The organism is Crinalium epipsammum PCC 9333, assembly GCF_000317495.1.
In the GTDB taxonomy this organism is placed as follows: domain Bacteria; phylum Cyanobacteriota; class Cyanobacteriia; order Cyanobacteriales; family PCC-9333; genus Crinalium; species Crinalium epipsammum.
Map to the genome: position 1 here is coordinate 2,974,254 of NC_019753.1, position 13,350 is coordinate 2,987,603.

General features: G+C 37.0%; 12 protein-coding genes. 5 read left to right on the top strand and 7 right to left on the bottom strand.

The window, feature by feature from the left end; genetic code table 11:
* Nucleotides 1-21: 21 nt before the first annotated feature.
* The gene (locus CRI9333_RS12990; protein WP_015203626.1) at nucleotides 22-891 is read left to right on the top strand and encodes an HIT family protein; all 870 of its coding nucleotides are present in this window, start codon (nucleotides 22-24) and stop codon (nucleotides 889-891) included.
* 52 nt (nucleotides 892-943) lie between these two features.
* On the opposite strand, the gene CRI9333_RS12995 is transcribed toward CRI9333_RS12990, so the two are convergent.
* Nucleotides 944-1,696: a PAP/fibrillin family protein gene (locus CRI9333_RS12995; RefSeq protein ID WP_015203627.1), complete on the bottom strand. Its 753-nt coding sequence runs from the start codon at nucleotides 1,694-1,696 to the stop codon at nucleotides 944-946.
* A 74-nt stretch (nucleotides 1,697-1,770) separates the two neighbouring features.
* On the bottom strand, nucleotides 1,771-2,526 hold the full coding sequence (locus CRI9333_RS13000) for an SDR family NAD(P)-dependent oxidoreductase (protein WP_015203628.1): 756 nt from the start codon (nucleotides 2,524-2,526) through the stop codon (nucleotides 1,771-1,773).
* 2 nt (nucleotides 2,527-2,528) lie between these two features.
* Here CRI9333_RS13000 and CRI9333_RS13005 point away from each other — a divergent pair, with 2 nt between their 5' ends.
* Nucleotides 2,529-3,062 (top strand): hypothetical protein, encoded by a 534-nt coding sequence (locus CRI9333_RS13005; RefSeq protein ID WP_015203629.1) that lies wholly within the window; start codon nucleotides 2,529-2,531, stop codon nucleotides 3,060-3,062.
* Nucleotides 3,063-3,143: 81 nt separating this feature from the next.
* Here CRI9333_RS13005 and CRI9333_RS13010 read toward each other — a convergent pair whose 3' ends face one another.
* The 5 genes from CRI9333_RS13010 to CRI9333_RS13030 all read right to left on the bottom strand — a co-directional run bounded on the left by CRI9333_RS13010 (nucleotide 3,144) and on the right by CRI9333_RS13030 (nucleotide 8,361).
* Nucleotides 3,144-4,823, bottom strand: coding sequence for an ABC1 kinase family protein (locus CRI9333_RS13010; protein ID WP_015203630.1), 1,680 nt, complete (start codon nucleotides 4,821-4,823; stop codon nucleotides 3,144-3,146).
* Nucleotides 4,824-5,175: 352 nt separating this feature from the next.
* Nucleotides 5,176-6,411 (bottom strand): LCP family protein, encoded by a 1,236-nt coding sequence (locus CRI9333_RS13015; RefSeq protein ID WP_198013569.1) that lies wholly within the window; start codon nucleotides 6,409-6,411, stop codon nucleotides 5,176-5,178.
* A gap of 420 nt (nucleotides 6,412-6,831) precedes the next feature.
* Entirely contained in the window at nucleotides 6,832-7,131 is a 300-nt protein-coding gene (gene rpmA / locus CRI9333_RS13020) for a 50S ribosomal protein L27 (protein WP_015203632.1), read from the bottom strand.
* Between the two features lie 26 nt (nucleotides 7,132-7,157).
* Nucleotides 7,158-7,541 carry a 50S ribosomal protein L21 gene (rplU, locus tag CRI9333_RS13025; RefSeq protein ID WP_015203633.1) on the bottom strand — a complete coding sequence of 128 codons (384 nt, stop codon included), beginning with the start codon at nucleotides 7,539-7,541 and terminating at the stop codon, nucleotides 7,158-7,160.
* A 265-nt stretch (nucleotides 7,542-7,806) separates the two neighbouring features.
* Entirely contained in the window at nucleotides 7,807-8,361 is a 555-nt protein-coding gene (locus CRI9333_RS13030) for a DUF3747 domain-containing protein (protein WP_015203634.1), read from the bottom strand.
* Nucleotides 8,362-8,598: 237 nt separating this feature from the next.
* Here CRI9333_RS13030 and CRI9333_RS13035 point away from each other — a divergent pair, with 237 nt between their 5' ends.
* From CRI9333_RS13035 to CRI9333_RS13045, 3 genes are all read left to right on the top strand, one after another.
* Nucleotides 8,599-9,666 (top strand): vWA domain-containing protein, encoded by a 1,068-nt coding sequence (locus CRI9333_RS13035; protein WP_015203635.1) that lies wholly within the window; start codon nucleotides 8,599-8,601, stop codon nucleotides 9,664-9,666.
* A 202-nt stretch (nucleotides 9,667-9,868) separates the two neighbouring features.
* Nucleotides 9,869-11,908 (top strand): NAD-dependent DNA ligase LigA, encoded by a 2,040-nt coding sequence (ligA, locus tag CRI9333_RS13040; protein ID WP_015203636.1) that lies wholly within the window; start codon nucleotides 9,869-9,871, stop codon nucleotides 11,906-11,908.
* Nucleotides 11,909-12,144: 236 nt separating this feature from the next.
* Complete coding sequence (locus CRI9333_RS13045; RefSeq protein WP_041226645.1) at nucleotides 12,145-13,077, top strand: DMT family transporter; 933 nt, start codon at nucleotides 12,145-12,147, stop codon at nucleotides 13,075-13,077.
* Nucleotides 13,078-13,350 lie beyond the last annotated feature (273 nt).

A 13,350-nucleotide genomic window follows, 5' to 3' on the forward strand; every position in this document is an offset into this window, starting at 1 on the left:
ATACCAGTTCCACATAACCAGATGCAAAAACAAAATAATAAATTTAGCCACCTTACTGCTATAGAAAGAGTTTATCTCTCATTTCCAGCACGATTTTTATTAGAAAAAAATCAACTTCAAGGTAAAATCCTAGATTTTGGTTGTGGCTTTGGTAACGATGTTAAACTCTTGCAACAAAAAGGCTTTAATATTACTGGTTATGACCCTTATTATTTCCCGCAATACCCTAACGAAAAATTCGACACTATCATCTGTTTTTATGTTTTAAATGTTTTATTCCCTGAAGAACAAGCCAATGTTCTTATGGAAGTTTCACATTTACTGAAACCAGGAGGGAAAGCTTATTTTGCAGTGAGAAGAGACATCAAAAAAGAAGGTTTTAGAGAACATTATATTCACAAAAAACCTACCTATCAGTGTATCACTAAAATTCCATTCAAGTCAATTCTTTTAGATGAATATTGCGAAATATACGAGTATACTCATTATAATTATCAAAGAAACTCATCTAATCAATGTATTTTTTGTAACCCTTATAGAAAGTTAACTTTACTCACAGAGTCGGCAACAGCGTATGCTATGTTTGACGGATATCCAGTAAGTAAAGGTCATGTTTTAATTATACCTAAGCGCCATATAGCTAATTATTTTGAATTACCATTTAAGGAGCAATCAGCTTGCTGGTTGATGGCGAATAAAGTGCAAGAAATTTTAAGTAAAGAATTTCAGCCTGATGGTTTTAATGTAGGAATGAACGTGAATAAAGATGCAGGGCAAAATATGATGCACGCTAGTATTCATGTTATCCCTCGTTACAAAGGCGATGCTGTTGAGTCTAGAGGCGGAATGAGATCTGTAATTCCTAAAAGAAAAATTATAAATTCAAAGTAATCTGTTGAACTCATCTTTGTTAAGATACAAACAGATAATTCCCAGTAAAAAATTACTGGATGACTCGCTCACATATTAAAATCATGCCTTTTTCTCCTTTGGTAATCTGTAATTCTTCATCAAGATAAATAAACTTGATATTACCTTTGGGAGATTTTTGCATCTTGAAGGAAACTTCGCCAGTTTTAAGATCCATCCCCTGCGGTGGTACAATTCCAAACATCATCCGCAAGATTTTGTTCATAAACTTTTCTTTTAAATTAGTTTTATCAGGCTTAGATTGCTCACCAAAGATGGCTTTCCACGCTTTCATTTGATTTTGATTCTGGGGTGTTAAAGTTGCTCCTGTGAATTTTACTTGCAGGGTATGGTCATCAGTAGGTTCACTAATTGCCAAGTTTCTGACAATGCCTTTTATCTGAGGAGCATTTTCATCTACTGTAATAAATTCAACAATAATGTCGTGAGTGTGTTGCCCATTGTCTAGAGGTATTATAGGGTGCAATACTCGCTCAATTGCAACCTTCAATTTAACAGGTTGAAACATATTAAAGGCAAGCCGACCGAGAGTATAAACATATTTACCGTCTGGTTGCAGTTCTCCATTAGGAAAATTGGGGGCGCTTATCAATAGCCATAGCCCAGTAAGGAGTGCTTCACTGCGGGTGGGTGCTACTGTTGGGTTGAGGTTTACGAGTTGATTTATTGCTGTAATTACTGCTTCATGTTTGGTGTTACCGCCATAGGTAGCAAGCACATCTTTCAGCTTTTTTTTTGCTGCTTTTCTATCTTGATCAGTACTCATTTGGGGTTGTTAATATTGCTCAAATTAATCAGCGATCGCCATTATTAAATTGTAGATGTAAGCGCACTCTTATGTTACCAAGGTAAGCGATCGCCATCCCAAGAAAAAAATTCACCACTATCGCTTTCCTTTAGTTGATCGATCACCATTAGCAATTGCTGAACTGTACGTTCAACCGAAAAAAGTTTTTCTGGGGGGACATTGCGCTGAAATGGTTTAGATAATTGTGTATCAGTCGTACCAGGATGCAAAGTAACAGCGATCGCGCGTGGACAGCTACGCTTATATTCAAGCGCCGTTGTCCGCATAAACATATTTAATGCTGCTTTTGATGCACGATAACCATACCACCCGCCCAAATGGTTATCGCTGATACTACCAACTTTAGCCGAAATTGTGGCAAAGATAGAGCGTTGCTGATGCTTCAACAAGGGTTGTATATGCTTTGCTAACAATACTGCACCAATACTATTGACTTGAAAATAGCGCAATAATTGTTCTGAATTGAGTTGTCGCAAACTCTTCTCTGGTTGCATTGCTCCCTCATACAACACGCCTACGCAATTGATGACATAATTTAGTACTGATGTCTCTGTTTTGATTTCTTCTACCACATTAGCAATTTGCGCTTCTTCTGTAATATCCATTTGCAGACAACGCAAACGAGGATCTGATATTGTTAATATTTCTGCTTGCGGGTTGCGATAGGTAGCATAAATGCGTTGTGCGCGATTATTTTGTATAAATTGGCGCACAAACTCTAAACCAATTCCTTGACTTGCTCCAACAATCAGCGCCGTTGTAGAATTGCCTTGAGTTTGTATCTGCATAAATGTCATCAATCCATTTAGTTATTTTTTTACTTTTTTTTCCTGCCAGTCTATGCATATTAAGGCAGGTAATTATAGGAAACGAGTTAAGTTATCAATTACTAGCTTTAGGATTATTGATATTTACTATAGATCAAGCTCGCATGGCTGTAATTGATTTGCAACAAGTAACTCAAGCAAAAAAGCAAATTCATGATTTACGCTTGGATAATTTTTATACAATCACTTTAAGCACAATTGTTATAGAACTTATAGGCTTTTATACCTCATCAATTATACTAGGTTGGGGAATTATTTTAGTATTATTAAGCCAGGTTTGGTTTAATGTATTTGCGGGTATAGAAATTCAAACATCCGAAGCTATAACAATCCAATCTTGCGGAATTGCTGAAAGACTTCCTATTTTAATTGCAGATGGATTAGCCTTAATCTTAATTTCGTTGTGGGTATTAAAAATATATCCTCTAGAAATTGTTTTATTAATTTGGGTTTTGGCTGTAACTTATGGATGTATAAAATTGTTGAATCAACGGTAAATCGCATCTTTCAATTAAAAGCTCAACATATTATTGTGACTTATTAATTTTCACTTCTGACTTCTGATTTCTGACGGCTATTTATTTTTTAGCTACTTTCTCAAATTTTTCCATAATTGCTAAAGAAATTAAAGAACGGAGAAAAACTAAAAAGCTTAATCCTGATAGGATAAAAGCTGCCATAGCCCAAGAACTGTAGGAACCAATTAAAAGTACTGCACCAGATAATAAAGTTAAGCCAGTAAAACAAGCATAAGTTAAGCTTTTAATAGCTACATTCATGCGTTTGAAAGTGCGATCGCTCTCAACTGAGAGTACGCGAAATTGCAACTCCCCTTCTTCAATTCTTTTTTCTAAACGATAAATTAGCAGTTCCGCAGCACTTGGTTTTGTTAATTTATATTGAATAAAGCTTTTTGCTTGTCTACCAAATTCAGCAATCACATTTCCCTGCCCTTTAGAGACAGCAATGCTTCTAATAAAAGGTTGAGCGGCTGCTACCATATTGTATTCAGGATCTAATACCCTAGCAATACCGTCAAGAGTAGTTAATGATTTTATAATAAATGTCATTTGAGCAGGCAAACGAAATGGTTGTTGCTCAAACATGGCATAAAGTTCATTACGCATTTGCCCAAATTCTTTTACGTTTATCGGTTTTTCAGTAAATTTATCTAAAATAAATGTTAGCATCCGTTTGATCGGTTTCATATCGGATACTTCTACAATTAACCCCATATCAATTAAGCTAACAGTTAGTTCTTCAGCGTCCTTTCTCAAAACCGCCCAAAATGTTTTTACCATTTGATCTTTAGCAAGAGGTTTCAATTCCACCATCATGCCAAAATCATAAATAATCAAGTTACCATCTTGGCTGACCGCCATATTCCCAGGATGGGGGTCAGCTTGAAAAAAACCATCTATTAATAATTGTTTTAAATAGCAACAAATACCTATTTGATTAATTTGCTTTGCATTTAATCCACAAGCTTCTAAAGTTTGGCGATCATTTATTTTGATTCCAGGCAAATATTCCATTGTCAAAACTTTAGTTGTGGTATATCGCCAATAAATTTTAGGCGCAGTGACTTGGGGATAATTGTTAAAATTTTCTCTGAATTTGTCAGCGTTTTTACCTTCTTGGATATAATCAATTTCTTGATAAAGAAGGTTAAAAAATTCGTTATAAATAGTGGCTAACTCATATTTCCTTGTCCAAGGTAAATAACGAAAGCAAAAACGCTCCAATTTATGTAAAGCTTGAAAATCTAAAGTAAATAACTTATCTAAACCTGGGCGCTGCACTTTAACAATTACATCTTCTCCAGTATGCAGGCGTGCTTTGTGAACTTGTCCCAAACTAGCTGCTGCCAACGGAAAACGATCAAAATCGCGATATAAAGTATGAATAGAGTTGCCTAATTCTGCTTCAATTAGAGCGATCGCTTGATCGCCACCAAATGGAGGCACTTTATCCTGTAACTGTCCTAACGCCTGTACATACTCCAAAGGCAGTAAATCTGCGCGAGTAGATAAAGCTTGCCCAATTTTAATAAAAGTTGGTCCTAAATCTAGTAAAGTACGCACTAACCACTCAGCCCGACGCTTTCTATGCTCAGGAGAGTCTTTAGTAAATGTTGCATCCCACCACAGATAGAATATTAATGTTGCAGCCGAGCCAAAAATATCTCTTTGACGCGCCAGCAGGGAATATTTATGCTTTTGCCAGCGTAGCGGCTTAGATGCACTCTTTGTAAGCATATTTATATACAAATTTAAATTTATCTACATACCAACAGTATTGCCAATATTAGAAGGAAATTTATACTATTTTCCCTTTGTTTGAATAAATAGTAGGTTACGGATTTGAAATAGCGGAAGTTTGGGGTTAAACAATGTTATACCTAGTTCCGAGAATAGTGCTACACATACTGGTGTATAGACGTGCTATAGTGCGTCCCTACACTAATAAGTCAGCTATCAGCCTAGAGACGAGTCTTGGCGCGTTTCTACCCCTTGGTCATAAAGGCTATCTTACATAATTAACAATTACCATGCTTCATGTTAAATTTATTTCTACGCACCCAGGTAATTATATTTCTACATTTAAAAATTAAACTCTTGGTAACTTTTTCCCATTATTATTTTTTAAATCAGCAAAATCGCTTCCCAAAACAACTGTAACATCAGAGTCAATATCCCCTGTTGATGTTACTTGGATTTCTCCTATCCCGATGGCATTTTTTACAGCATTCGCAGCTTTTAAATTACCCTTTTGAGCAATAATCAGAGTTTTTAAACTAGGTCTAGCAGCCGAATCAATGCCAGACTTTTTAATTGTAGTATTCTCAAATCCTTGATTTCTAAGTAGCATTAAAGCTTGCTTTGCTTGCTCTTTTTTACCTGTAGCATTGGCAACTGTTAGTTTGATGTTACTAAGGTTGGTAGGAGAATTTGCGATCGCATCAACTTTACTACTACGAGTATCAAAATAATCTGCTAAAATTGAAGCAGTATTATCCATATCCGCAATCCAATAGCTGAGAGTATATTCATCAGGTCGGCTAAATCGACCAGGTAACATAAGTACATTAATATGTTGCTTATCAATATGAGTTAAAAACTGAGCAACGCCCAACATTTCACCCAGAGATATGTCAGTATCAACATTCTCTTGAATAACCTTTAGCAGCTTGGGTAACTTTGCCCAAGTTGTTGGCTGAACAAATTTTTCCAGAAGTGATTTTAGAACTACTTCTTGTCTCTGTACCCTGCCAATATCTCCTAAATCATCATGACGAAAGCGCACGTATTCCTGTAAATGCTTGCCATTTAATTTTTGGATTCCCGCAGAAAAGTTGATGTCAAGCTTTTGAGTTTGGTCTACATAACGCATTGGTTTGGGTATATTAATTTCCACTCCACCCAAAGCATCAGCGAAACTAATAAAACCCTGAGTATCAACTCTAACGTAGCGGTGAATAGGAATATTGGATAACAATTTACTAACTGATTTTTGCGCTAAATCAATTCCTCCTTTAGCATTAGCATCATTAATTTTGTTAGTACTTTTTCCAGGTAGTTCTACTCTGGTATCTCGTGGAATAGATAAAACATTAATTTGGTGCGTACCCGGAATTATACGCAATAGCAAGATAGTATCACTATTGCCAGATATTGCTTCTGATGGGGTAAAGTTACTAGCGTGAGGATGCCCTGAATTATCAATACCTAAAACCAACACATTAATTGGTTCTTGGAATGTGATTGGCGAATTAGAGCCACCATATAGTGAGGAAGACTGATTTTTTTGTAGGGGAGCAGCAGCAAGTAACAATGCTGACATCATACCCAAGGCGCTGGAAAAACTGGCAAGTCCACTAAAAAATACTACACATTTAAGTTTTTCCAGCTTATTTAATATGTATTGCTTTTTTATGAGAGGTTTTTTATATAAAGAAAAATTATATTTTTTGATCTCACTCCCCATGTTCCAAAGCCTCTATATGCCCACTATCTATCTTAGTCTTTAGCACGATTAAAAGATGGTTGTTAATTTTAATCACATCTAGCTTACTTGTATTTCCAGCCTAAGAATACACCCATAGGGGTTAAAAAATGCAAAATCTGAGTAAAACAAACGTAGAGACGTTGTATACAACGTCTCTACATCCACTTGAAAAGAAATGTCTATTGGTGTGGCATTGATAAATTTTAGGGGCAAGGTATTCCCTGCCCCTAATACTCATCTTTGAGATGAAAAAGATGACTATGATGCTACAGGTTCTAATGCAGGAGCGGTTTCCGTAGGGGCAATAGCTGCGTAAACACTAACTTGTTTGCGGTTTTTACCCTTTTTTTCAAAGGTTACAACGCCATCAATTAAAGCAAATATAGTATAGTCTTTGCCTAAACCAACGTTGTTACCAGGATGAAATGACGTGCCGCGTTGACGCACCAAAATATTGCCTGCTCTAACGACTTGACCGCCATAGCGTTTAACGCCTAGTCTCTGGGCATTAGAATCACGACCGTTACGAGTACTACCTGTACCTTTCTTATGAGCCATAGTTCCCTCTATTTTTGTTACTAATTCTATTCTGTCTCAGTTTCAACAGTTGCCTCTGGCGCAGAGGTTTCTTCATGGGAGGCAATGACTGCACCATTGAGACTAATGGAGTTAATCATCAGGCGGGTGATTTCTTGGCGGTGTCCCCGTTTTTTGCGGGTTTTCTTTTTGGGCTGCATCTTGTAAACGATGACTTTGCGACCCCTAAAGTGGCGCAATACCGTACCTTCAACCGTAGCGCCTTCTACTAGCGGTTGACCTATATGTACGTCGTCGTTGTGTTTAACAAAAAATACTTTGTCAATGGAAACTTTCGCTTCTGGTTCTACAGGCAGCAGTTCGATATCATAAAAGCGACCAGGCTCGACCCACAGTTGTTTGCCGCCAGTTTCAATAATTGCGTAACTCATTCAATAGTCCTTGAAGTTGCCGTACAGGTAGCTGAAAAGAAGGTATGAAGTGTGAAGTCTGAAAGGGTTTAGCTTTCAGCCTTGATGCTCCAGTCTTTTTTCAACATTTGGAATGTCTTAACCTGATCCGAGTAGGAGTAGACAGACGATCTACTATTATTGTTTGTTATATAAGCAACTGTCAAGTCAATTAACAATTATCAATGACCAATGACCAATGACCAATGACCGATGACCAATGACCAATGACCGATGACCAAGTTTGTTAATTATCGTTAGTCAGATAGATGTGTCCTAGTGTTTTATCTTTGTAGGTTCTTTTGGTAAACCGCCAACCAGGTTCTAAATTAATTTTGACAAAGCCATCAGTGATACCATTAGTCCTACCGATAAGCATTGGTGTTGCATCAGGATTTGGCACTGGAGTTGCTAATAGCAGCAGTTCATCACGTTCCTTAACAATATCAATGTTATACTGCAAACCCAGATCTTCGCCGGATTTGCGGATGGAGTAACCATTAGTATCTGTACTACGTCCACAAATGCCAGTAAAGTCAAAGTTTAATAGTAAAGGTTCAACTTGGGTGGGGCGATTATCATGTTCTATCCAGCAAGCTTCTTGATTAGATATTTGCTCTAAAATTAGCAGTTGGTAACGATCAACGTTAAGAGGCATAGCTACAGCGATAAAATTACTTTGTTCTACTTCTTTTTGCCCAAAAGTAGCAGAATTAGCTGAATTCCAAGGACTGATAGTAGAAATTAATACTGCTGTTAGCGTTAAAAGCGAATGCTTTATTTTGTTGCTAGAAATTAACATAGATGGCGAAGGTATGGCTTTGAGGATTGAGGTTTTTTTGACTATTGATTCTTTACCTAGTTTACTATTAAAGTTGAAAATCAAGGTAGAAGGATTACTAGCTTCTTTTTATTTATGAATATTTTTATTTAATTTTTAAACAAAATTAAGTATTTTTTAACAAAAAGGCTCCCCTGAGTACAGCGTTTTACATTAAATTAAAAACATGAAACCAATCAATGTTTTAACAGTGATTTTATGACAAATAACACAATTGAAGTTGTTTTTAGCTTTGATACGACTGGAAGTATGTATCCTTGCCTTACTCAAGTAAGGCGTAACATTAAAACTACTGTTACCCGCTTGATAAAAGAAATTCCTGATATACGGATTGGAATTATTGCTCATGGTGATTATTGCGATGCAGGTTCTACTTATGTAACCAAGCAATTTGATTTATCAAACGATGTAGATGCTATCTGTAATTTTGTGCAAAATGTCGAACCTACTGGCGGGGGAGATGCGCCAGAATGTTATGAATTGGTGTTGCACGAAGCACAATCTATTGATTGGAAATCAGCTAATTCTAAAACTTTAGTGCTTATTGGTGATGATATTCCCCATCCACCAGCGCAAACACCAAAAAAACTTAATTGGCGGAAAGAAGTAGATAAGTTAGCTGATTTAGGTGTGACAGTTTATGGGATTCAAGCTCTTAATCGCCCTCATGCTACTCCCTTTTATAAGGAGTTAGCGGAAAAATCGGGCGGTTTTCATCTTAATTTAGACCAGTTTTCTTATATTACTGATTTGTTTTTGGCAGTTTGTTATCAACAATCTTCGGATGAACAACTGCAAGCTTATGAGCAAGAAGTTGTTGAAGAAGGGCGGATGAGTCGTGGTTTAAATAAGATTTTTAGTACGATGCTGCAACGGGAAGCAGTAGAGGATTATGGTGAAGCAGATTTGCGTGTTGTTACACCTGGGCGGTTTCAGGTTTTGGCGGTTGATAATGATATTTCAATTAAGGCTTTTGTATTAGAAAATGGTTTAACTTTTAAGGTTGGGAGGGGTTTCTATGAATTTACTAAAACAGAAACTATCCAGGGACATAAAGAAATTATTTTGATGGATAGGAAAACTGGTGATTTGTTTGAAGGTGCAGCAGCGAGGGAAATGTTGGGTTTGCCAGCAGGTTCTAGTGTGCGACTCAAACCGAGTAATTTGGAGAAATATGTCGTATTTGTGCAAAGTACTTCAGCTAATCGGAAATTGGTGGGGGGAACTCGTTTTCTTTATGAGGTGGAAGATTGGAAGGAAATTTAAGGATATTAATAGAATTAAGTTGTGAAACTCCCTCCTTGTAAACAGGGAGGGAAGATGGTCTTTAAAAACTTACCCGAAAAATCGTTTTAAGAGATTTTAACCGCAGATAAACGCAGATAAACGCAGATAAATGCAGATATTTTCTCTTTTTCGGATAGGCTCTAAATGCGATCGCACATAATAAACTTAAGGAGTAATCTCTGTGGCATCCGTAACACCTGGAGTTAAACAGCGAGTTGAACAACTTAGGAAGAATATCCAAGCAGCTAGTTATGCTTATTATGTTCTGGATGCTCCGACTATGGAGGATGCAGTTTATGACAGGCTGTATCGGGAATTACAAGATTTAGAAAATCAGTATCCAGAATTAATTACGCCAGATAGTCCGACGCAACGGGTGGGAGAAAAACCTGCTTCTGGATTTAATTCGGTGCGCCATAATATTCCTTTGTATAGTTTGGAAAATGCCTTTAATATTGCTGAGTTTACCAAATGGCAGGAACGTTGGCAGCGAGTTTCGGGAAGTGGGGAAGTATCACCGGATACGCCACTATATATATGTGAGTTAAAAATTGATGGTAATGCGATCGCACTCACCTATGAGAATGGTATTTTAGTTAGAGGTACGACGCGGGGTGATGGTATTTCTGGGGAAGATATTACCCAAAATGTGCGGACAATTCGCAGTATTCCTTTACGCCTGAATTTAGAAACGCCACCAAAATTAGTAGAAGTGCGGGGTGAGGCGTTTTTAGCGTTAGATGTATTTCAACAAATTAATCAAGAAAGACAGCAAGCAGGAGAAACGCAATTTGCTAATCCTCGTAATGCCGCAGCAGGCACTTTGCGACAGTTAGATTCTAAGGTTGTGGCAAAACGGCGGTTAGATTTCTTTGCTTATACTTTACAAATTCCTGGTAAGGATGACGTTGAGGTAGCGCAGACGCAGTGGGAAGCGTTGGAATTATTGCAGAAAATGGGTTTTAGAGTTAACCCTAACCGTGTACTGTGTAAATCTTTAGAAGATGTGCAAGCTTATTATGATGAGTGGAATACTGGCAGATTAAATTTACCCTATATGACGGATGGGGTAGTGGTAAAGATTAATTCTTTTAAGTTACAAGAACAATTAGGATTTACGCAAAAATTTCCCCGTTGGGCGGTGGCGTTAAAATATCCAGCGGAAGAAGCACCAACGCGGGTAGAAAATATTATTGTCAATGTGGGACGTACTGGGGCGTTGACTCCACTGGCACATTTACACCCAGTAGAGTTAGCAGGGACGACAGTACAAAGAGCTACTTTACATAATAGCGATCGCATTGCTCAATTAGATATCCGTATTGGGGATACTGTAATTGTCCGAAAAGCTGGGGAAATTATTCCCGAAGTGGTGCGCGTTTTACCAGAATTACGCCCAGAGGGAACACAACCTTTTTATATTCCTTCCCATTGTCCCGTATGTAATCAACCTGTGATTAAACCTGCAAATGAAGCAGTAACTCGATGTGTAAATGCTTCTTGTCCCGCTATTTTAAAAGGTGCGTTGGAACATTGGGTAAGTCGGGATGCTTTAGATATTAATGGTATGGGTGAAAAACTGGTGCATCAGTTATTAGATAAAGGTGTGGTGCATTCCGTCGCAGATTTGTATGATTTAACTGTGGAAAAGCTTTCTGCTTTAGACAGGATGGGTACTAAGTTAGCACAGAAATTAGTAGATGCGATCGCACATTCTAAAACTCAACCTTGGTCAAGGGTATTATACGGTTTAGGCATTCGTCATGTTGGCAGTACAAATGCTCAATTATTAACAGACAAATTTAGTAGCGTTGAACAATTAGCAGCAGCTACTACTCCTCAAATTGAATCACTTTATGGAATTGGTTTTGAAATTGCTAACGCTGTGAATCAATGGTTTAAAGTACCAGCTAATCAAAGTTTAATTGAACGTCTACGTGCTGCGGGTTTACAATTAGCCAGTCAGGAGAAACCACAACAACAAACAGGTAAATTATCTTTAGCAGGTAAAACTTTTGTGGTTACTGGAACTTTGCCGACATTAAAACGAGATGAAGCTAAGGATTTAATTCAAAAAGCTGGGGGAAAGATGACAAATTCTGTGAGTGCGAAAACTGATTATTTAGTTGTGGGAGAAGATGCTGGTTCTAAGTTGGATAAGGCGCAAGAGTTGGGAGTAAAACAGTTAAGTGAAGCTGATTTACTCGCTATGTTGCAATAGTTAAATTTTAACGCAAAGGATCGCAAAGGAATTTTTTAGGTCTTATCAAGGTAGACTAGGAAAGTATTTTTAGTAACAAAAGGATTAGACCTCTTGCACCCATTCGATAAATCTTGTATGTCATCTGCGTTTATCTGCGTTCATCTGCGGTTAATCTGCGTTCTAAAAAGAAAATTAGGATTTTTGTAAGAAGTCTATTCTTTGCGTTCTTCTTTACGATGTTTGCGTTGAAAAAAATGAACAAAATTTCACTTCATCATACTTCCGGTAGATGGCGGTTTGGAATATTTTTAACACTCCTCACAGTATTAATGTGGGGGCTTGAACCTATTGCCCTAACATTAACGCTAAAAGCAGTTGATGTTTATACTCTGAGTTGGTTTCGCTTTTTAATTTGCTTTGGGTTACTAGCAATTTATTTAGGTGCGCGTCAGCAATTACCCCAAATAAAAACACTGCAAGCAAACCATTGGAAACTTTTAGCGATCGCGATTATCTCTCTATCAATTAATTATGTATGTTTTCTCAAAGGTTTAGCACTCACTTCTCCAGCTAACGGAGAGATGTTTATTCAGTTAGCTCCTGTTTTAATGGGTTTGGGAGCATTATTTTTTTTTAAAGAACGTTATAATCTTCGCCAATGGTTAGGGTTAGGATTGCTAACATTAGGATTTAGTTTATTCTTTCACGACAAATTACAAAATATAGCTATAGCATCGAGTCAATATCTGCTCGGAAGCGCTTTAGTAGTAGTGTCAGCAGCAGCATGGGCAGTTTATGCACTAGCTCAAAAACAGCTATTAGAAAAATTATCATCCAGTAGTATTTTGATGATGATATATGGCGTTTGCGCTGTAATATTCAGCTTTTTTGCTAATCCTCAATCTATTCTAGAACTTAGTCCTTTTTATTTGTTACTACTAATTTTTTGTGTATTTGATACTTTAATTGCTTACGGTGCTTTTTCTGAAGCTTTAAATCATTTAGAAGCATCGAAAGTCGGTGCTGTGTTGCCTTTGTCTCCTATTATTACTTTAACAGTAACGTGGGTTTTATCGTTGGTAGCACCAAATTTAATGGAACCAGAACATATTTCTATCTTAGGGGTGTTGGGTGGGGGGTTGGTAGTAGCAGGATCAATGGCGATCGCACTGGGACAGAAAAACTAATTTAAGGATAATTACTACTTTACTAACCGTGTATTTGGTGAATTAAATGTTTATTTGAGCTACTAAACCTTAGTGATTACTGTTATAACCTAAATAATTCGACTGCTAATTTTATATTTAAGCTGGCTAGTTTAATTTTATAATTGCTCAATCTCAAAAATTTTGTATATTTAAATAAGTAGTAATGGCAGTTGTAGCAATACTACGACCATTGGGCTATCTCCTAAGAAGGAAAACTTCTTTAAAAAACTCTCAAAATCTAATAAAATTCTA

What these genes read in the sequence shown, in the direction of transcription:
- CRI9333_RS12990 (WP_015203626.1), top strand. Translation starts at nt 22, where the DNA reads ATGCAAAAACAAAATAATAAATTTAGCCACCTTACTGCTATAGAAAGA.
- CRI9333_RS12995 (WP_015203627.1), bottom strand. Translation starts at nt 1,696, where the DNA reads ATGAGTACTGATCAAGATAGAAAAGCAGCAAAAAAAAAGCTGAAAGAT.
- CRI9333_RS13000 (WP_015203628.1), bottom strand. Translation starts at nt 2,526, where the DNA reads ATGCAGATACAAACTCAAGGCAATTCTACAACGGCGCTGATTGTTGGA.
- CRI9333_RS13005 (WP_015203629.1), top strand. Translation starts at nt 2,529, where the DNA reads ATGTCATCAATCCATTTAGTTATTTTTTTACTTTTTTTTCCTGCCAGT.
- CRI9333_RS13010 (WP_015203630.1), bottom strand. Translation starts at nt 4,823, where the DNA reads ATGCTTACAAAGAGTGCATCTAAGCCGCTACGCTGGCAAAAGCATAAA.
- CRI9333_RS13015 (WP_198013569.1), bottom strand. Translation starts at nt 6,411, where the DNA reads ATGATGTCAGCATTGTTACTTGCTGCTGCTCCCCTACAAAAAAATCAG.
- rpmA (WP_015203632.1), bottom strand. Translation starts at nt 7,131, where the DNA reads ATGGCTCATAAGAAAGGTACAGGTAGTACTCGTAACGGTCGTGATTCT.
- rplU (WP_015203633.1), bottom strand. Translation starts at nt 7,541, where the DNA reads ATGAGTTACGCAATTATTGAAACTGGCGGCAAACAACTGTGGGTCGAG.
- CRI9333_RS13030 (WP_015203634.1), bottom strand. Translation starts at nt 8,361, where the DNA reads ATGTTAATTTCTAGCAACAAAATAAAGCATTCGCTTTTAACGCTAACA.
- CRI9333_RS13035 (WP_015203635.1), top strand. Translation starts at nt 8,599, where the DNA reads ATGACAAATAACACAATTGAAGTTGTTTTTAGCTTTGATACGACTGGA.
- CRI9333_RS13045 (WP_041226645.1), top strand. Translation starts at nt 12,145, where the DNA reads ATGAACAAAATTTCACTTCATCATACTTCCGGTAGATGGCGGTTTGGA.